At 47.4% G+C, this 19,786-nt stretch carries 18 protein-coding genes; 11 read left to right on the top strand and 7 right to left on the bottom strand.

What is annotated here, in order from left to right; genetic code table 11:
* Positions 1–20: 20 nt before the first annotated feature.
* Positions 21–977 (bottom strand): bifunctional helix-turn-helix transcriptional regulator/GNAT family N-acetyltransferase, encoded by a 957-nt coding sequence (locus AC23N5_RS01705; protein ID WP_487754255.1) that lies wholly within the window; start codon positions 975–977, stop codon positions 21–23.
* A 210-nt stretch (positions 978–1,187) separates the two neighbouring features.
* On the opposite strand from AC23N5_RS01705, the gene AC23N5_RS01700 reads away from it, so the two are divergent.
* Genes AC23N5_RS01700 through AC23N5_RS01690 form a run of 3 tightly spaced genes read left to right on the top strand, consistent with a single transcriptional unit; the run spans position 1,188 to position 3,696 of the window.
* Entirely contained in the window at positions 1,188–2,165 is a 978-nt protein-coding gene (locus AC23N5_RS01700) for a ring-cleaving dioxygenase (RefSeq protein WP_487754254.1), read from the top strand.
* Positions 2,166–2,194: 29 nt separating this feature from the next.
* The gene (locus tag AC23N5_RS01695) at positions 2,195–2,818 is read left to right on the top strand and encodes an alpha/beta hydrolase (RefSeq protein ID WP_487754253.1); all 624 of its coding nucleotides are present in this window, start codon (positions 2,195–2,197) and stop codon (positions 2,816–2,818) included.
* Positions 2,818–3,696 carry a pirin family protein gene (locus AC23N5_RS01690; protein WP_487754252.1) on the top strand — a complete coding sequence of 293 codons (879 nt, stop codon included), beginning with the start codon at positions 2,818–2,820 and terminating at the stop codon, positions 3,694–3,696. The genes AC23N5_RS01695 and AC23N5_RS01690 overlap by 1 nt, the downstream gene beginning before the upstream one ends.
* 119 nt (positions 3,697–3,815) lie before the next feature.
* Here AC23N5_RS01690 and AC23N5_RS01685 read toward each other — a convergent pair whose 3' ends face one another.
* Together AC23N5_RS01685 and AC23N5_RS01680 are read right to left on the bottom strand one after the other, a co-directional pair.
* Positions 3,816–5,063 carry an RNA polymerase sigma factor gene (locus AC23N5_RS01685; RefSeq protein ID WP_487754251.1) on the bottom strand — a complete coding sequence of 416 codons (1,248 nt, stop codon included), beginning with the start codon at positions 5,061–5,063 and terminating at the stop codon, positions 3,816–3,818.
* A gap of 7 nt (positions 5,064–5,070) precedes the next feature.
* Positions 5,071–5,424, bottom strand: coding sequence for a YciI family protein (locus AC23N5_RS01680; protein WP_183972243.1), 354 nt, complete (start codon positions 5,422–5,424; stop codon positions 5,071–5,073).
* A gap of 326 nt (positions 5,425–5,750) precedes the next feature.
* On the opposite strand from AC23N5_RS01680, the gene AC23N5_RS01675 reads away from it, so the two are divergent.
* The 5 genes from AC23N5_RS01675 (at position 5,751) to AC23N5_RS01655 (ending at position 9,827) form a co-directional block, all read left to right on the top strand.
* Complete coding sequence (locus tag AC23N5_RS01675) at positions 5,751–6,254, top strand: YdeI/OmpD-associated family protein (protein ID WP_183972242.1); 504 nt, start codon at positions 5,751–5,753, stop codon at positions 6,252–6,254.
* Between the two features lie 295 nt (positions 6,255–6,549).
* Positions 6,550–6,891 carry an MmcQ/YjbR family DNA-binding protein gene (locus AC23N5_RS01670; RefSeq protein ID WP_122932445.1) on the top strand — a complete coding sequence of 114 codons (342 nt, stop codon included), beginning with the start codon at positions 6,550–6,552 and terminating at the stop codon, positions 6,889–6,891.
* A 20-nt stretch (positions 6,892–6,911) separates the two neighbouring features.
* A complete protein-coding gene (locus tag AC23N5_RS01665; RefSeq protein WP_028523998.1) occupies positions 6,912–7,436 on the top strand; it encodes a dihydrofolate reductase family protein in 525 nt (174 codons plus the stop codon).
* A gap of 65 nt (positions 7,437–7,501) precedes the next feature.
* Positions 7,502–8,692, top strand: a complete 1,191-nt coding sequence (locus AC23N5_RS01660) for a cytochrome-c peroxidase (protein WP_487754250.1) — start codon at positions 7,502–7,504, stop codon at positions 8,690–8,692.
* Positions 8,693–8,735: 43 nt separating this feature from the next.
* Positions 8,736–9,827: an acyltransferase family protein gene (locus AC23N5_RS01655; protein ID WP_487754249.1), complete on the top strand. Its 1,092-nt coding sequence runs from the start codon at positions 8,736–8,738 to the stop codon at positions 9,825–9,827.
* Between the two features lie 65 nt (positions 9,828–9,892).
* Here the strand turns inward: AC23N5_RS01655 and AC23N5_RS01650 are convergent, their stop codons facing one another.
* The 3 genes from AC23N5_RS01650 to AC23N5_RS01640 all read right to left on the bottom strand — a co-directional run bounded on the left by AC23N5_RS01650 (position 9,893) and on the right by AC23N5_RS01640 (position 15,949).
* Positions 9,893–13,648, bottom strand: a complete 3,756-nt coding sequence (locus tag AC23N5_RS01650; RefSeq protein ID WP_487754248.1) for a PVC-type heme-binding CxxCH protein — start codon at positions 13,646–13,648, stop codon at positions 9,893–9,895.
* A gap of 290 nt (positions 13,649–13,938) precedes the next feature.
* Positions 13,939–15,060, bottom strand: coding sequence for a Gfo/Idh/MocA family protein (locus AC23N5_RS01645; protein ID WP_487754247.1), 1,122 nt, complete (start codon positions 15,058–15,060; stop codon positions 13,939–13,941).
* A gap of 58 nt (positions 15,061–15,118) precedes the next feature.
* Complete coding sequence (locus AC23N5_RS01640) at positions 15,119–15,949, bottom strand: sugar phosphate isomerase/epimerase family protein (RefSeq protein WP_487754246.1); 831 nt, start codon at positions 15,947–15,949, stop codon at positions 15,119–15,121.
* Between the two features lie 187 nt (positions 15,950–16,136).
* Here AC23N5_RS01640 and AC23N5_RS01635 point away from each other — a divergent pair, with 187 nt between their 5' ends.
* The 3 genes from AC23N5_RS01635 (at position 16,137) to AC23N5_RS01625 (ending at position 19,370) form a co-directional block, all read left to right on the top strand.
* The gene (locus AC23N5_RS01635; protein WP_487754245.1) at positions 16,137–18,047 is read left to right on the top strand and encodes an AAA domain-containing protein; all 1,911 of its coding nucleotides are present in this window, start codon (positions 16,137–16,139) and stop codon (positions 18,045–18,047) included.
* Between the two features lie 82 nt (positions 18,048–18,129).
* On the top strand, positions 18,130–19,005 hold the full coding sequence (locus AC23N5_RS01630; RefSeq protein ID WP_183972232.1) for an AraC family transcriptional regulator: 876 nt from the start codon (positions 18,130–18,132) through the stop codon (positions 19,003–19,005).
* Between the two features lie 11 nt (positions 19,006–19,016).
* Positions 19,017–19,370: a YraN family protein gene (locus AC23N5_RS01625; protein ID WP_183972231.1), complete on the top strand. Its 354-nt coding sequence runs from the start codon at positions 19,017–19,019 to the stop codon at positions 19,368–19,370.
* On the opposite strand, the gene AC23N5_RS01620 is transcribed toward AC23N5_RS01625, so the two are convergent.
* Positions 19,364–19,786 carry a barstar family protein gene (locus AC23N5_RS01620; protein ID WP_183972230.1) on the bottom strand — a complete coding sequence of 141 codons (423 nt, stop codon included), beginning with the start codon at positions 19,784–19,786 and terminating at the stop codon, positions 19,364–19,366. The genes AC23N5_RS01625 and AC23N5_RS01620 overlap by 7 nt on opposite strands.

Genomic DNA, 19,786 nt, shown 5'->3' with positions numbered 1-19,786 from the left:
AAGCGCCAACGGCAAAAGTTTTACCCCAGCCACAGCTCCATCGCCACGTCGGCGCGGGAGTAGGGCGAGCTGAAGTCTTTGACGGTTTTGAAGCCTAATTTTTGGTAAAGGTTGAGGGCGGGAAGCAGGCGCGAATTAGTTTCCAAATACAAGCGTTTTAAACCCATGCGGTGCGCTTCATCAATGATAGACTGCCCCAATAATTCACCAATGCCTAAACCTTTGGCGTTGTTGTCCACGCCCATTTTAGACAATTCCATGCAATCGTCGGTCATGGGTTTAAGGGCCGATGTACCCACAATTTGCCCTTGGTATTCGGCCAACAGCACGATGCCGCCTTTTTGGATGTAGAATTTCTCTGGATGTTCGAGCGACTCCATGTCGAGGGGTTCTACTTTAAAATAGCGCTCAATCCATTCGTAATTAATGCGTTTAAACCCTTCGCGGTGGCGTTCGTTGGCTGGGTCGAAGGGTACAATTGTCACTTTATTGCGTTCGCGCTGTTTTAAGCGAGCCTTGATGCGTTCGGGTAACGGTTTTTTCAAAATGACTTGTTCGTATTCCATCAACGACCGCAGCACGTCAGTTTCGCATTCGTTGCGCACTTCATTCATCGTATCCTGCAAATCCTCCAGCAGTTCGTTCATGCGAAGGTTCATTTCTTGCCCTTTTTCGGTGAGTTTTACGAGCGTTTCACGTTTGTCGGTTGGGCCTTTTTGGGTTTCAAACAAACCCGCTTTGGTCATTTCTTTGACCATCAAACTGACCCCAACGTGCGATTGACCGATGTATTCGGCAATTTTAGAAACCGTTTCGGCCTCGTTTTGCGCTACTGACAAAAAAACGGGAAACCATTTAACCTCCATTTCCATGCCGTACATCTGATACACTTGGGCCGATGCTTGTAGGCTCACTTCTCCGAGGCGGCGCATGTAGCTCCCAAGCGCTACGTAGCCTAAGGTACGATAAAAATCCATGCGACTGTTGTGTTTAAATAATTACGTAATTAATTACGTAAATAAAATAAATTACAAAAATAAACGCAAGCATTGAGCAGAATTTTGAGAAAAAAACAGCTTCCTTGATTTTGACAACGTATTCCTGTGTTTCGCCATTGAACGGCGTGGGGTTTTGCATGACCTTTGTAGCATCAAAAACAACCCGAATAACAATAAACAACTAAGAACATGGAAACGACACAATTAATAAAAGGAATACACCACGTAACAGCCATTGCCGCTGACCCTCAACAAAATGTTGATTTTTACGTAGGTCTTTTGGGATTACGTTTGGTGAAAAAAACGGTCAATTTTGACGCCCCCGACGTATATCACTTTTACTACGGCGACGAAACAGGCAACGCAGGTAGTATTTTGACCTTCTTCCCGTTCGGGGCTGGGTCGCAAAAAGGCCGCCACGGAAAAGGCCAAGCCGCTACCACCGCATTTTCGATTCCGACTGCTGCCCTCGATTATTGGTTGAAACGTTTTGACCAATACGGGATTCTTTACAAAGCACCCCAACAACGCTTCAACGAAGTAGTGGTGTATTTTGAAGACCCCGATGGCTTAGGTTTGGAGTTGATTGCCAACGATACAGATTTTCGTCCAGGATTTACCTACGGTCATATTCCGCTTGAGTATTCGATTCGTGGATTTTGGGGCGTAGAACTTTGGGAAACGAGCTACGAACGCACTGAGGCTTTGTTGGCCAACTCGCTCAATTACGAGTTTATTGCGGAATCAGGCCCAAGACGCCGTTACGCGGCCAAAGGCAACACAGGAGCGGGTCAGTACGTGGACATCGTTTGGGATAGCAACAACCGCTGGGGACTTGGCGGGGCAGGTACCGTTCACCACATTGCCTTTGATACGCCTACCGACGCTTCGCAGTTGGAAGTGAGAGAAGCCGTGATGTCGGCTGGATTTATGCCTACCAACGTGCTTGACCGTCAGTATTTTCATTCGATTTACTTCCGCGAACCAGGTGGAGTATTGTTTGAAGTCGCTACCACGCCTCCAGGCTTTTTGTTGGACGAAGAAAAAGCTAAATTGGGTCAAGCCTTAAAACTTCCCCCTTGGCAAGAACGCAATCGTGAGAAAATTGAGCAGTTGTTGCAACCTATTTCAATCGAAGCGGTTTATAAAAAATACGGGATTGAGTAACCTCACCCTAACATTAACTGACAACTAACATGCACACGATAAAAAATACGGTTTGGGCGGGTGTACCCCTTGACCAAGCCAAACGCGTACTCATTATGACTCACGGTCGGGGTGCAAGCGCTCAGAGTATTTTGAGCCTTGCGTCCGAATTGGCCGTCGATGGTTTTGCACTAGCTGCCCCCCAAGCGACGGGAAATACGTGGTATCCGTACAGTTTTTTGGCGCCAGAGGCCCAAAACGAACCTGGTTTGTCGTCGGGCTTGGCCGTGTTGAAGAAGTTGCTTGATACGGTAAAAGCGGCGGGTATTTCGTCGGAAAACGTGTATTTCTTGGGCTTTTCGCAAGGAGCTTGTTTGACCTCGGAGTTTGTTGCCCGTCATGCACAGCCTTTTGGGGGCGTGTTTATTTTGAGCGGCGGTGTCATTGGAGACAGCGTAAAAACCGAACGCTACACGGGAAATTTTGCAGGAACACCGATTTTTTTGGGCTGTTCGGACGTGGATGCGCACGTTCCCAAAGACCGCGTACAAGACAGCAGCGAAGTGTTTCGGACGTTGGGCGCGACTGTTACCGAAAGAATTTATCCCAACGCACCGCACAGTATTTTTCAGGACGAAATTGACCACATCAATCACATTTTAACGACCAAATAATGAAATCATTCAAAAGTATCGACTATACGTGGGTAGGCCGCCCGCAGCAAGTAGGCGACGGTTTTGTGGGACAAAGCATGATTCCTTCGCAGCGTTTCAGCGATTTTAGCCCTTTTTTGATGCTCGACCACCACGGGCCTATGCAGGTGAAACCGTCACCTGTACCAAAAGGGGTGGACGAACACCCACACCGTGGTATTGAAACCGTAACGGTGGTGTTTGACGGGGCATTGCAGCACCGCGATTCGGCAGGAAATAAAGGGGTGATTTTTGCGGGCGACGTGCAGTGGATGTCGGCGGCTTCGGGGTTGGTACACGAAGAAAAACACGAAATCAATTTCTCGCGTCAAGGCGGTGTGCTTGATTTTGTGCAGTTGTGGGTCAACCTGCCGCGCGCTCACAAAATGGAAAAGCCGCGTTATCAAGAACTCACTTCGGCACAAATCCCAACGGTGCAGCTCAACGACCAAACGCAGTTGCGGGTAATTTCGGGGGAAATAGAGGGGGTCAAAGGCCCTGCGTTGACCTACTCGCCCGTTCTTTTGGTGGAGGTAATTGTAAAAGGAAACACCGAATTTGATCTGCAATTGCCCGAAGGTTTCAACATAGCCGTACACGTAGCGCGGGGAAGTGCGAGTTTCAATAACGAAAAACAACTTCCTGCGAAAAACATTGCCAAATTGAGTCAAAAAGGCGAGTGGGTGACCGTCACGACACAGGGTGATGAAACTCGTTTATTGATTTTAGGAGGCGAACCCATCAACGAGCCGATTGTAAGTTACGGCCCGTTTGTGATGAATACCCAAGCCGAAATCATGCAGACCTTGCAAGATTACCAATCGGGCAAAATGGGCTTTTTAGAGCCTGTGGATTATTAATGTGCGTGCGTCGGGGTTGTGAGCAACCCCGCTCACAAGCGATAACGTGCGTCGGGGTACTCATACCCCGACGGCAACCGCGTATAAGCGAGGTTGTGAGCAACCCCGCTCACTGCGACTCACAGTGCTTCTATCTTTTTCCAAATCAACTGCCATTCAGCTTTCGAGGTCGTGAGTTGGATGGCAGTTTCGTAATGGGCTTTGGCGGTGGCTTTTTGGGAGAGTTGGGCGTAAAAATCACCCAAAGCTACTTGGTAGTACTGGTTTTTGGCCAAATTTGTCAGGGGCAATAAGGCATCAATGCCGCGCTGCGGGCCGTCGGCAAAACCAATGGCGATGGCCTTGTTAAACTGCACCATACTGCTGGGATTGATTTGTTCCAGCAACCGATACAAATACGTAATTGCCTGCCAGTTGGTTTTTTCAAACGTCTCGGCGCGGGCGTGGTAGCTGGCAATAGCCGCTTCGAGGTGATAGGAACTGATTTCATCGCCGCGCGAGGCTTCATCGAGGTAATAAATACCCTGTTTAATAAGCTGAGGATGCCATTTTTGGCGATTTTGGTGCGCCAACAGCACAATATTACCTTCTTCATCTTGGCGCGCCTCAAAGCGAGAGGCTTGAAAATACATCAGCGACAACAAAGCCGCCGTTTTGGGCAAAGCCGTGTAACGGTGTTGGTACAACAATGTCCCCAAACGCAGCGCTTCTTCGCACAGGTCTTTTCGGATGAGCAGGTCGGGCGATTGAGAAGTGTAACCTTCGTTGAAAAGCAAATAAATGGCCTTTAAAATGGCGTCCAAACGCGGTATAAGCTCGTTGCCAGTTGGTACTTCCAGCTCAATGGGCGTACTACGAATTTTGTCTTTGACCCGATACAGCCGTTTGTTGATGGTTTCGTCGTTCGATAAAAAGGCTTTGGCGATTTCGGGAATGCTCAGACCGCATAATGTTCTTAGAATGAGCGTGATTTGCGCTTCGGGGGGTAAGCTAGGATGACAGCAAGCAAACATCATTCGAAGCTGACTGTCCTCGATTTCGTGCTCCAAAAAAAGCTGGTCGATGTGCTGCTGCATGGCTTGTTCCGATTGAAGTTGATGAGATAAATGCACACTGAGTTCGTTGTGCAGGCGTTCGCGACGGAGGCGGTCAAGCACCTTGTTTTTGGCCGTTGCGTACAACCAGCCCGTGGGGTTGTCGGGAATACCGTGAACTTTCCAGTGTTGCATGGCTGCCAATAGGGTATCTTGCACGACATCGCGGGCGGTGTCGTAATTAGGAAAACCAAACAAACGCGTCAGGACGGCGAGCATCTTTCCCGACTCGTGCCGAAAAAGATGCTCCGCCAGTTGGTGAACCTCTGTCATTCAGAAATTACGCAAAGCTTTGGATTTGACGAACTTCCACGCGCCCTTCCGATTCATAAATAGGGCAGCCTTTCGACAACTCAACGGCCTCGTCGATGCTATCGGCCGTAAGGAGCATAAAGCCCCCAATGATTTCTTTTCCTTCCGTAAATGGCCCGTCGGTAATGACATGGTTTGAGCCCGAAACCGTTTTGCCCGTTGGATAAAGTGCTTCAGTGGCAATCATCTTGCCTTGGGCGGCAATGCCACCAATCCAGTTGTTCCATTTTTGAATTTCGGCTTGGATGTCTTCAGGAGAAAGGTTGGCAAAAGCATCTTCCGCAGGGATCGCGTTCCAGAATGAAAATAAGTACTTGTTCATGGTCGTAAATGTGTTTTAGTGATACGAAATAATTGAATTTGTACGAATGACGAACGGTCAGATGGAAACTGGACACAAGTGACAAAAAAAATTTATATATTTTTGAAAATTGATTCACAATACTGACATAGGGTTGTCAGTGGAGGATACTAAATTTGTTGTGTCATCTCAGACTTTCTAAGTTTTGACCGCAAAAAGACTTGCCAAGTTTCGACCTACGATGAAGAACAAACTTGGTAAGTCTTGAAAAAAACTTTCCAAGTTTTGACTTATGATGTAAAACAAACTTGGAAAGTCTTGATAAATGTCTTGAAATACGAAAAACAATGGTTGCATTTACCGCAGAACTACGCAAGTTTGACAAAAAAGGAGAAAAAACGGGGTGGACGTACATCGAAATTCTGCCCGAAATAGCCCATGCGTTAAACCCAAACGTAAAAGCGTCGTACCGAGTAAAGGGAAAGTTGGACGATTTTGCCATCAAACTCGTGGCGATGCTACCGATGGGCGACGGAGGATTTATTATCCCAATCAATGCAGAAATGCGTCGTGGCTTGCGTAAAAAAGAAGGGGCAGTGGTGAGCGTGCAACTGGAGGTTGATACGGATGAGTTGCCGCAATCGGCTGATTTGCTGGCTTGTTTGGAAGATGAGCCCAAGGCGTTGGCGTATTTTAACAAATTGCCGCTTGGTCACCAAAACTATTACACAAAGTGGATAGAATCGGCAAAAACCATTGAAACAAAAACAAAACGGATTACGATGGCCGTGAGAGGAATGGCGATGGGTTTGGATTATGGGCAAACCCTGCGTTATTTTCGCGACAACTAACTTTCGGGAAGGTTAGTAGTGATAATGGAACTTCCCGAAAGTTGATATTAGGGCAACTAACTTTCGGGAAGGTTGGTAGCGATAATAGAACTTCCCGAAAGTTGATATTAGGGCAACTAACTTTCGGGAAGGTTGGCAGAGCGATAATAGAACTTCCCGAAAGTTGATATAGGGCAACTAACTTTCGGGAAGGTTGGTAGCGATAATGGAACTTCCCGAAAGTTGATATAGAACAACTAACTTTCGGGAAGGTTGGCAGCGATAATAGACCTTCCCGAAAGTTAAAGTTGATAAAATGATAGATGTAGAAAAAGCGCATGAAGTATTGGTCAATATGCCAAATGCAAAAGAAGAAGCGCACTTTGACAAACCTGCGTATAAAATCAAAGGAAAGATTTTTGCGACCTTTAATATCGAAAACAAATGGGTAACGTTGAAGTTTACTCCTGAACAACAAACAATCTTTTGTGAAGATGAAGCCTTTTATCCCGTTCCTAATAAATGGGGGCAGCTAGGATGGACACACGTGAGTTTGGACAAAGTAAGACTCATCGCTTTTGAGGAAGGTGTGAACACCTCTTATGAAAATATAGTAGCAATGAAAACAAAGAAACGAGTGGAAAAACCCACTCAGTAAAGCAGAAAAACCCTAACGATATGAGAAAAGTTATTTTAGGTCTTGCCATGAGTTTGGATGGGTATATCGAAGGCCCCAACGGAGAGTACGATTGGTGCTTTACGGACCAGGACTATGGACTGAATGAATTTTTTAAACGGATTGATGCGGTGTTTGTAGGTCGTAAAACGTACCAAATGGCGTTGACCAACGAAGGCGAAACCGCTTGGATGCCTAAAGTAACCGAATACGTGTTCTCGAATACGTTGCCTGACTTCAAACTCGAACGCAAAAAACTTATCAAAGGCGACATCGAACGGCAAGTACGTACCATCAAATCGCTGCCTGGAAAAGATATATGGCTTTTTGGCGGAGCAGAACTGGCCAGTAGCCTCATGAACTTGGGGTTGGTGGACGAAGTTTGGCTTTCCATTCACCCCATTGTATTGGGCGCTGGAAAACCGCTATTCAAAGAGTTGAAAGAACGTAAATGGTTGACCCTTGTTGATTCTAAAGTATATGAAAGTGGCTTAGTGTCGCTTCGTTATAAAATGAGTTGGGACTAATGTCAATCCATTAGGTTTGACGAAGGTCATACCTTTCTAAAGATAGAAATAGTAGTTTTGCTCACATGATACTACGACAACTTTGGAAAGGCTTGCTGCTGGGGCTTTGGGCGATAGCCCTAAGCTGTGCGACGCATGACCAAACGCAAACTGATACCCAAAAAAAGGAAGTACCAGACGATAGCACACGACTAGCGGCTTTGCCTACGCGTGTGCCTACCCCCGCCGACAATCCCACCACTCCCGAAAAAGTTGCTTTGGGGCGATTGCTGTTTTTTGACCCTATTTTGTCGGGACACAAAGACGTAGCCTGTGCCACCTGCCATCAGCCAGAGTTTGGCTTTGCCGAAAGTTTGGAAATTTCCATTGGAGTCAATGGCCACGGACTGGGAAGCAAACGCACTTTTCGGATGCCCAACGACATTCCTTTTGTCAAACGAAATTCACAAACGGTTCTCAACGCCGCTTTCAACGGTATTCGCGAAAATGGCCGCGTTGAGGCGAGTATCGCGCCCATGTTTTGGGACTTGCGGGCAAAAGGGTTAGAAGCGCAAGCGCTCGAACCGATCAAATCGTTGGAAGAAATGCGGGGACATCGTTATCCCAAAGAAGCGGCGTTGGATAGTGTAATTAACCGCCTCCTCGCCAATGCGGAATACCGTTTGTTGTTCCAAAAAGCGTTTGGTTCTAAAGATTCCATCACAAACCGTACCCTCGGACAAGCGATTGCGGCTTACGAACGAACGCTCGTTGGGTGTAATTCTCGCTTTGACCAATACATGCGCGGCGACAATACCGCGCTTTCTATCAATGAACGCGAAGGGATGCAAGCGTTTCTGAAATCGGGCTGTGCCAAGTGCCACAATGGCCCCATGTTGTCTGATTATCAATTGCATACGCTGGGAGTGCCTGACAACGAAAAACTCCCCGAAACGGATGCAGGAGTGGACAATCGTTACCGTTTTAGAACGCCCACCTTACGAAATTTACGCTACACCGCTCCCTACATGCACAGCGGAAAACTCCGTACTCTCGAACACGTTTTGGAGTTTTATGAAGACTTGTCGGGTGACAAAATCCGTAACCCCAACGTGACCAAAGCGCAGCTTGACCCGTTGCTAAATTCATTGAAAGTCAGCTTTAAAGACATTTCAAACATAGTAGAATTTCTGAATACCCTCAACGATGAAGGCTTTGACCGTAGCATTCCCAAACGCGTACCAAGTGGGCTTAAAGTGGCTGGGAATCTCAACTGAAACGGCTATCTTGCGTAGGTAAAATCCTTCATTGACCAACCCTATGCAAAACCGATTACTCTCGTTAGACGTGTTTCGCGGTCTGACCGTGGCTGCCATGATTTTGGTAAATAACCCAGGCGATTGGGGGCACGTCTATGCTCCCTTGCTCCATGCCCACTGGAACGGCTGCACGCCCACCGACCTTGTATTTCCTTTCTTTTTGTTCATCGTTGGCGTTTCTATTGCGTTTGCAATGGAAAAAAAACCGCCCACGGTACTGAAAATTGCACGGCGAAGCGCGACTCTGTTTGGCTTGGGACTTTTTTTGAGCTTGTATCCAAAGTTTAATTTTGAAACGGTTCGAATTCCTGGGGTGCTCCAACGCATCGCTATTGTGTATTTTGTCTGTTCGCTTCTTTACATAAAAACAACCCGCAAGACCCAAATAGGGTTGCTGGCGTTGGTGCTGTTGGCTTATTACGTGCTGATGACGTTCGTGCCTGTCCCTGGAGTTGGCTATGCGAATTTAGAACCCGAAACGAACTTAGGCGCTTGGGTAGATCGGACTATTTTGGGTACCAATCACTTGTGGAAAGCCGCCAAAGTGTGGGACCCCGAAGGAATATTTAGCACCATTCCAGCCGTCGGGACGGGACTACTGGGGGTATTGACGGGGCAATGGCTGCGTACCGACAAGCCTGTGGCCGAGCGAATTGCGTGGTTGTTTGCCGCTGGGAATGGATTGGTTGTTGCAGGACTCATAGCGGACTTGTTTTTCCCAATCAATAAATCGTTGTGGACAAGTTCGTACGTGTTGTACGCGGGAGGCTGGGCAATGGTGGGGTTGGCGCTGTGCTATTGGCTCATCGACGTTCAAGGGTATCGTAAGTGGACGACGCCTGTGGTCGCTTTTGGCGTGAATGCCATTACGGTTTTTTTCTTGTCGGGTATTATTCCTCGGACGTTGGCACTAATAAAAATAGACACCCCCGACGGGCCGATAAGTTCGCAATTATGGATGCAGAAAAACCTGATAGGGGTTTGGTTTGTCAACGAATACAACGCCTCTTTGGCAGGAGCACTAACCTTTTTGACAATCTGGTTTGTGATTTTGTACGTGATGTACAAGAAGGGGATTATTATTAAAGTGTAGCAATAAAAAGCGCTGCCAAGTTTTTGAAACTTGGCAGCGCTAAACCATTAACAGATAACAGGACTCTACTTCGTCGCAGGCTTTGCTTCCTCTTTCACTACTTTCATGACTCCGTTCATAATGCGCCAGTGGCCTGGGAATGTACAGATGTAAGGGTAGTTACCAGGCTCAGTAGGAGCCGTGAAGGTGAGGCGATACGACTGATCAGGGTTGACCAAAGGCGTAAAAGCGACTACCTGAGGCAAGTTCGGAATGTAGTTTTTTTCCACTGCATCTTTTTGCGTAATCATTTTATCAGCGGCGTTTCCGACGATGTCCATCGCTTTTGGCTTCACAATCACGAGGTTGTGCTGCATCGCGTCTGGGTTGTCGAATACCAATTCTACGGGTTTTCCTGCGATAACCGTAAACTCTTTGAGGTCAAACTTCATCGCTTCTTTCACCGACTTGATTTTGATGACTTGCAAGTTAGGGTCAACAGGTACAAGCGCATTAGCCCCAAACGACTCGATGATGCCCGTAAATTTGCTTTTCAAATCCTCTGGAATACCGTCTTTCGCGCTGACAAGCAATAGTTTGTTGGCATCGCTGGTGGTTACTTTACGACGCGGATTCCAGCCATTAACCACTCCCTTCAACACCGCATAACGAGCGTCGTCGTCCAAGGTATTGGCTTTGGTAATCAATTCTAACAACGACTCTGGACTCAATGAGGTAGAAGAGGCTTGGCTACGAGCGGCGCGTTCTAAGGCAAAATCAGAGAGCTTGGCAGGGCGTTTTATGTCAAAGGTTTTGCTCAACGAGTTGTTTTTAACGTCGTCTTCTTCAGAAATGGCATTGTCGCCGTCGATGGTGGCACTGATGCGTAATTTCCCTGCTTGTTCGGCCGTAAAGCCCATACGACCTACCCACGGACCGTTGTTGCTTTCGACCAACTGAATGGTTTCGCCCGCGCCGATGCCGTTTTTAAGCTGGTAGCTTACGTAGTTGATTTTAAGCCCCAAACCTTCGATGGCTACCTTTACCACAGGAACCGTTTCTTTCGGAATGGCTACGCCTTTGTTGGTAATCTCAATCGTAATACTTGCCGACTCACGTACCGATGGTACCGCAGGATTGATGGTGATATTGGTAATGGCCAAATCTGGTTTTGTGGCTCCAGCAGATGCTTGGTTGCTAGCGCCGTGATTCATGGCGTGGTGGTCGTGATTCATCGCGGCTTTGGGTTCGCTGCTCTTCGTTTCGGTACGCTGACCTACCGTGCGTTTAGCAAGGTAAGTTTGCATAAGTTTACCACCATGCGCATTCAAAATAACCGAGAAAGCGTCGGGCAACCAACGGTCGTCGGCTTCGTTTGAACTTTCAAAGCGAACTAAAACTGCCTTCTCAACGTCAGACGTTAGGGGAGTTTCGGTAAATTTCAACAAGGTATTCAATACTACCAACGGCTCTGAATCATTGAGGGTATTGTTGTTTAACAACGCTTGCGCCGTTGCATTCGTTGAAGGCAATACTTGCACTGCATTTTTACGCACGGCCGCACTTGGGTGCTTGAGCGCAGCTACTACTGCTTTGAGAACGTTATCGTCTGACATAGCCCCTAACCCTTGCAATGCCCACAACGCGTGGATAGCGGCTGGATTTAAACCAACTTCGTCCACTGAAGTGTCATTTACTAACGCAATGAGCTGTGGAACAACGTCTTTGTTGCCGCGTTCTACCAACATACGCTGCGCATGGTTACGCCAAAACATATTGGTGTTTTTGAGCGCCGCCACCAATTCTTGCGGGCGGTCTTTGCTAAGCGACATCGGTGTATAAGCAGGCGCTTCTTTGTAGCCCACGCGGTAGATACGTCCGTGGGTATAATCGCGCAGGTCGGTTTCGTAGGCATTTCCTTTTCCGTTGCCAAATCCCTGTGGAGTAGGGTTGTGCTGAATGATAAAACTGTACCAGTCGGCTACCCAAACGGCACCGTCTGGGCCTACTTCGGCAAACACTGGCGAGAACCATTCGTCGGCACCTGCCATGAGGTTGAAGGCTTCTTTGTCTTCGTAGTCAGTTCCACGTTTAACGAGCTGGTTTTGGTGCAATACGTGCCCCGTTGGCTCGGCTACAAACGCAATTTGGTTCCAGTATTTTTTAGGAAAAGCCCGAGCCGTGTAGAAATTATGCCCTGCCGCGGCCGTAAATCCACCGAATACGTCCACTTGACGAATGCGTGGCGTAATGGGCTTCATGTCTTTGTGGGTGTCGGTACCACGGCTACCGTTGTCGCGGCCCATGCCGAGGCTTCCCGTAAAGTAGCGGTGAGGAATCGCCATGTACCAGCCGTGCGAGTTGTTGGCGGTTGACCCAAATACATCGCCTGCTTCGTTGAAGCCCATGCCCCATGTATTGTTAGACGTACTGGTAATCCACTCCATTTTGGAACCATCAGGTTTGAAACGGAAAAGTGCTTGGCCAAACTTCAAGCTATCGGTATTTTCTTTGAGTTTACCCTCAAAACCCGAATAACCTACACAACCCCAAATCCAGTTGTCGAAACCGTAGTGCAAGTTACTAGGCCCTGCGTGGGTATCGCCCGTTCCGAAGCCTGAGAAGAGGATTTTCTTTTCGTCCGCTTTGTCGTCGCCGTCGTTATCTTTCAAAAACAACATGTGAGGTGCTTGGCTTACGATAAGTCCTCCGTTGGCAAATACCATCCCCGTTGGAATGCTTAGTCCTTCGGCAAAACGGGTGAATTTATCTGCTTTGCCATCTTTATCGGTATCTTCACAAATCAGGATATAGTCAGTACCGCCCGTGTCTTTGCGTTCGTTGGGGTAATCTTTGGTAATAAGCACGTACAAACGGCCGCGCTCGTCCCAACTCATCGCGATGGGGTGCATGACGTTAGGCTCTGACGCAAACAAATCCAACGTAAAGTCAGCAGGAACTTGAATGTGTTTCATCGACTCTTGCGGCGAAACGGCATTTTGTTGAAGTTGTGGCCCTGGGCGTTTTTCGTAGTTAGGAAGTTTTGATTCTTTGTACGTAAACGGAAGTGGATCGAGGGCGGCTAAATCTTTGACGGCTTGGTCGCCTACGGCCCAGCGAATTCCTTTTTCCAACAAAGTCATAAATTCGGGTTGGCTCCACGTACGGTCGTCGTGGCCATACGCCGTGTAGAAAATGCGGCCTTTGCCGTGCGTCCTAACCCACGTATAAGGCTCGGTTTTGGTGTTGGGCTTGTCTTTGTATTGGTCGGGCTGAATTTCACGCTCAGTCAGCACGAGGTTGTCGGGCTGTAGCTTGGTGTGAAGGTAGGTTTCGTCCAACGTTTTGAACATCTTCGCGCCCATGATGGCAGGGTGGTTGGGATTGGTCCAAACGGGGCGAATCGTATCCCACGTATGGCGCCAAAATTGTCCCCCCATGATTTTTACCAATTCGTCCGAATTGCGGAAGCAATACGAAGCGCAGTGAACTGGAATAAAACCTTTTCCGCTGGCGATGTAATCCACCAACGCACGTTCTTGGGGTTTGCTAATGGTATCCCAGTTGGCGTACAAGAGCACGCCGTCGTACTTGGCTAGGTTGGTTGCGTTGAGGTCGTTAAGGTCGTCCGAATAGGTAAAGTTGATGCCTTTGGCGCCCAGCGCTCCCATGATAGACGGCACGCGCTCGATAGGTCGGTGGTGGCCGTTGTCGCCCAGAAACAAGATTTCGATGCGGCGGGGCTTGGTCGCTTGTTGCGATTGGGTCGTTTGCGTTGTTTTTTGAGTGGCGCATTGCCACAACAAAATCGCCGACAAAACAATGGTTAGAAAGCGTTTCATTGTATGGTTAGAAAATTATTTGTTACTAAGGGAAATAGATTTTATGATATGATTTTTTATAAACGTTATTTTCTACAAACGTTTTGGTTCTCCGAACCATTTGTGGTTTTGGTGTGATTGTTATTTTCTACAAACGTTTTGGTTCTCCGAACCAATTGTGGTTTTTGGTGTGATTGTTATTTTCTACAAACGTTTTTGGTTCTCCGAACCATTTGTGGTTTTTGTAATATGATTTTCTACAAACGTGACTGGTTTTCCGAACCAATCACGTTTGTAGAAATTATCGCATTTTATGCGTTAAAGAAATCAGGTAATTGCAAAAGTTTGCCGCCTTGCATGGCCGATTCGTGCGCAAGAATACCCACCGACGTCCAGTTGGCCGACTGAGCAGCATTTGGGAACGGCTCGCGGTCGTCCACCAACGCCATCAAAAATTCGTGTACCAAGTGCGGGTGAGAGCCACCGTGTCCAGCACCTTGGGTAAATGAAAGGTGCGTATTTTCAGCAATGTCATAAACCCCTTTGGTCGTGAAATCTTGAATTTCGGCGGGTAAAAGGTGCGCGTAATCTGGGGTAGCTACTCGCTCTGGAATTTCGTGCTCTTCTTTTTTCGCCGTGTGAATCACCGCCTCTTCGCCTTCGATGAGTGGCCATTCAAACGATTTCTTAGAACCATACACCTCGAAACTCTCGCGGTACTGACGCGCTACGTCAAACAACGAACGATAGACATACGCGCTCAAGTCGCTGTCTTTGAACTTGATGTGCGCCGACTCAACCGCGAAAGGCGAGTTGTGGATTTTGGCCAACTCTTCACGAATAGTGCCCGAACCAAAACACGACACATACTCGGCTTCTAATTTGAGCAAACCTGCCACTGGCCCAACGCAGTGCGTCGCGTAGTGCATTGGAGGCAGCCCTGGCCAGTAATCAGGCCAGCCGTCCATGTCTTGCTGGTGCGATGCTTTCAAGAACTGAACTTTCCCTAGTTCGCCTTTTTCGTACAATTCTTTGACAAACAAAAACTCGCGGGCATACACCACGGTTTCCATCATCATGTATTTTTTGCCCGTTTCTTTGACGGTTTTTACGATTTCCATGCACTCTTCTACGCTGGTAGCCATCGGAACCGTACAAGCCACGTGTTTGCCTGCGCGAAGTGCTTTTAAGCTTTGTTCGGCGTGGTTAGGAATGGGAGAGTTGATGTGAACCGCGTCGATATTTGGATCCTTGAGTAACTCGTCGTAATCAGAATAACGCACGTCAATGCCAAAAGCATCGGCAATGGCGTTGAGTTTTTCGACGTTACGTTGGCAAATGGCGTACATATTGGCGTTTGGGTGGCGCTGATAAATCGGAATAAATTCGGCACCAAAGCCCAGACCTACAATGGCAATGTTAATTTTTTTCATGGAAAAACGTGTTGATTGGGTGTTTTTTGGAATCAAATAAAGAGGTGAATATAAGTCGTTAAGCTAGAACAGATTTTTTGATAAAGGCCAAGCCGTCGCGCATGAGTTGTTCTTCCGAATCAAACATTTTGCGCCAAATATTGGCCGCAGGGAGTTTCGGACTGAATGCTTCGATGCTCAACCAGCCGTCATAATTGATGTCTTTGATGGCTTGGAACGTGCCTTTCCAGTCCACGTTTCCTTTTCCTGGCGTGCTGCGGTCGTTTTCTGAAAGTTGAATAAACGCAATGCGGTCGCCCATGCTGCGGATACAATCCCCAATGTTTTTCTCTTCGATGTTGGCATGGAAGGTATCAAACATGATTTTGCAGTTGGGGTGGTTGACGTCATCGACGAAGCGAGCGAGTTCGTCGCCGCAACTGGTGAGGTATAATTCAAAGCGATTGAGGTATTCTAATCCTAATAAAATGCCTTGCTGTTGGGCGTAGTCGGCCAATTGGTAAATTCCTTCTACTCCCCATTTCCACTCGTCGGTTGTGGCAGGTTGCCCCGTAAAAACGCCCAAAGCCGAGTGATAAGGCCCCATAAGCTTGGTTGCTCCAAGCACAGCCCCACAGTCAACAACCCGCTTGAGGTTTTCGAGCGCATAGGCACGAATGGCAGGGTCGGAGCTAATGAGATTTTCGGCAGGACCGCAGAACGTGTCGCATTCGCGGTGCAGTCCCAATTCGTCCAATTTTTTACGCCACTGATGCCAAGCGTCAGGGTTGGTATTGAAAATGGGTACTTCCACCCCTTCAAATCCGATTTCCCGAATCAGTTCTAAAGTCGGGAAGAGGCTCTCGTCGATTTGAGTGCCCCAAAGCAACAAATTCATACTGTATTTCATAATGCAATTTTATGGAGAAATAGTGCTAAAAACCTATTGTTTGTTTGCAGGTTTCGACTATATTTTGATTGAAAAGTTTTATTTTGAATGAATTTTGGTTAAAAAAATGTTATTGTAAACAAGGCTAGCGAAAATCTAACCTGTTTCTAAAAGGCAAGGTTTCGAAGAATATAGCCTACTTTTGTGCATGAATTATTTCAAAAATTTACAAGAATTACTGAAAGTAGAGCGTGAAGAAGATTTACGCCAATACCAACGATTGACAGAACAAGCTTCGGTAGCCGAGCGCCGTGCCAATGGCCTCACGTGGTATCCCGTGGCGATACGTGGTTCGGAAATGAGTAGGGGTGATTATTTGACGGTCGAACTCGAACGCACGACGCACCAAGATATTTCACACCAATTTCGTTTTGGGATTCCTGCGGTTTTCTTTGGCAACCACGACCCTAAAAATGACCGTGTAGAAGGCACGATTGCGCACCAAAGCGGAAACCGACTGCGAATCACCCTCCGCACCGACGAGCTGCCCGACTGGACCCGTGATGGGAAGCTGGGCGTGGAAGTGCTTTTTGATGATAATAGTTACGAAGAAATGCAATCGGCGCTCAAGCAAGCGATGACCGTAGCAGAAGGGGCAGCCACTCCCACCAGAGAACTTGTACAGGTGTTGGCGGGAAATAAAACCCCAACATTTAAAGAAAATGAGCCCGAAGCAGCGCTTCCGCGACTTAATGAATCGCAGCAACGCGCCGTACAGACTATTCTGAAAGCCAACGAATTAGCGATTGTTCACGGGCCTCCTGGGACGGGTAAAACGACTACGTTGGTGCAAGCAATCAAAGCGTTGGTTCGCCGCGATAATCAGAAAATATTGGTGGTAGCACCAAGCAATACGGCAGTTGACTTATTGAGCGAAAAGCTTCATTTAGAGGGTGTTAATGTGTTACGCGTTGGAAATCCTGCCCGCGTTACCGAACGCCTCATGTCCTTGACCCTCGATGGTAAAATGTCGGAGCACCCCCAAATCAAAGAGGTGAAGCGTCTCAAAAAGCAGGTGCAGGAGTTTAAAAACATGGCGCACAAGTACAAGCGAAGTTTTGGGAAATCGGAACGTGACCAACGTAAGTTACTCTTTGAGGAAGCGCACAAAATCATGAAAGAAGTCGCAAACACGGAGCAGTACATCATTGATGATTTGATGACCAAAACGCAAGTCGTGACGGCTACGCTGGTAGGGTCTAATCATTATACAGTACGGTCGGGGAGGTATCAGACGGTGGTGATTGATGAAGCGGGGCAAGCCCTTGAACCTGCCTGCTGGATTCCGCTGCTGAAAGCTGAAAAGGTGGTATTGGCGGGTGACCATTGCCAACTTCCGCCAACCATCAAATCGGAAGCAGCGGCAAAAAGTGGATTGAGTAAGACGTTGCTCGAAAAATGCGTCGAACTGCATCCGCAAGCCGTGACGTTGCTCGAAGAACAATACCGCATGAACGAGCAAATTATGGGTTATTCGTCGCAGGTGTTTTACAAAAATCTGCTGAAAGCCCACGCATCTGTGGCCAAACGACGCCTTTTTGCGGAAGATAAACCTTTGCTTTTTATTGATACCGCTGGCTGTGGTTTCGACGAAAAAATAGAAGGTACGAGCGCGACTAACCCCGAAGAAGCGGGTCTTTTGCTCAAGCACCTCAGTCAGTTTATGACCGAATGGGCTTCCAAAACCAAAACACCCAACGAAGTGCCAAGCGTGGCCATTATTTCGCCTTACAAACAACAAATCCAAGTCCTAAGCAGCCAATTGACGCAGGTCGCTGATTTGCAATCTTTTTTGCCTGCTATTGCCGTAAATACCGTGGATAGTTTTCAAGGACAAGAACGGGATATTGTCTATATCAGCATGACCAGAAGCAATGCCGAAGGTGTGATTGGGTTCTTGTCAGACATCCGACGGATGAACGTAGCAATGACCCGAGCCCGTAAAAAATTGGTCATTGTGGGCGACAGTGCTACCTTGGCGCAGTTTCCGTTTTATGCAGATTTTATTGCTTATGCCGAGTCGATAGACGCCTATCAAAGTGCTTGGGAATGGATGTAGTAAGTGTTTTTAACTGTATTTTGACCGAGATAGGAACATATTTCTTCTATTTTTGTTAAATAATAGCTAACCCACACGCAAGATGAGAATACCCTTACGCAAAGAGCTGAGTGCGCCAACGTCTTCTTTTATGGCGCTTGAGCTAGTTGAAGCTCATTTTGACCCTAATTGGCATTTCCACCCCCACTACCAGATTTTTACCGTAGTAGAAGGGTCGGGGACGCGGTTTATTGGGGACGATATTCGACATTTTGAAGCAGGAGATACTGTTTTTTTGGGCCCTAATGTTCCTCACCTTTGGCGTAGCGACCGAGCGTATTTTGAGGGAAACTCAGGGCTAAAAACGCACGGTGTTGTGGTGTATTTTACGGAAGATTTTTTGGGAGAATCATTTTTCCAAAAACCAGAAATGCACTTGCTCCGACAGTTATTGCAGAAGAGTTACCGAGGGCTTGACATTGTCGGAAGTGCGCGTGAGTACGTACGTCAGAGTTTAAATCAATTGTCGAAAACAGATGGTTTTGAGGCAATTATCCAGCTTTTGACCATGCTGAATTACTTGTCGCATTCTACCGAAACTACCTACATCACGAGCGTTGGGTACGTCAATACCCACAAAGTTTCGGAAACGGAGCGAATGCAGAAGGTGCACGAATACGTGATGAAACACTTCAAAGAAGAACTCCGCCTCAACGAAGTGGCAGCGCTCACTAATATGACCGAAGCGGCTTTTTGTCGGTATTTTAAAAGCCGTACGAATAAGACTTTTTCTGACTTCGTGAGTGAGATTCGGGTGGGCTATGCGTGCAAGTTGTTGATCGAAGAAAAATTTTCAGTGACCCAAATCTGTTACGAAAGCGGCTTCAACACCGTCTCAAACTTCAACAGACAATTTAAAAACCTCACTGGAAAATCGCCCTTGCAGTACCAAAAAGAGTACAGACGCGCGGGCGGCTAACGCACACGCTCATGGCAGAACATTTGGACACTGGAAAACAAGGCGAAGACAAAGCCACCGAATTTTTGGCCGACAAAGGCTACGAAATCATTGTCAGAAATTACCGCTACCGCCACGCTGAAATAGACATTATTGCCAAAAAGAACAAAATTTTGGTATTTGTGGAGGTAAAAACCCGTACCAACCTCAGCTACGGAATGCCCGAAGAGTTTGTGGACGCCACCAAGCGCCGACTCATTATGAAGGCCGCCGAAAACTACATTTTTGACCGCGATTGGCACGGCGACATTCGTTTTGATGTCGTTTCGGTCATTATTAATTCAGGTACTGTGAAGGTTCACCACATCGAAGATGCGTTTTATTGAACCACGTACGCAATGCCTTCTTCGTCGAGAAGAGAGATGATGCGTTCGCTGGTTTGGAAAACGATTTTGACGTTTTTAGGAGCCATGTCATCGTCCACCCATTTCCAGTCTTCGGCAGTGGCATCAAGCAGGTTGAGAAGTTCAAATAGTTTTTTGGGTTTTTCCTGCGCTAAAAAGCCGTCTGAGTTTTTGACAAAAATGGCTACGTCCGACGCCGAAATCCATTCCAAATCGTTCAAAAAATCGTCGAGCGATTCCAAATCATGTTCAAAATCTTCGGGAAAGCCAAGTCCCTTTTCGATGGCTTGGTAAAAAGCAGTGAGGGTCGGGGTTTTTGCCCCGTCAATAATAGCTACGCGATAGGCTGAAAAACTACTGCCGAGCATAGGCGTGGATAGAAGAATAAAATTGGCCAT

It is taken from the genome of Runella sp. R5_40 (assembly GCF_057652295.1).
The sequence above is the reverse complement of the archived record's forward strand: the minus strand, read 5'-3'. Positions and strand labels throughout refer to the sequence as shown.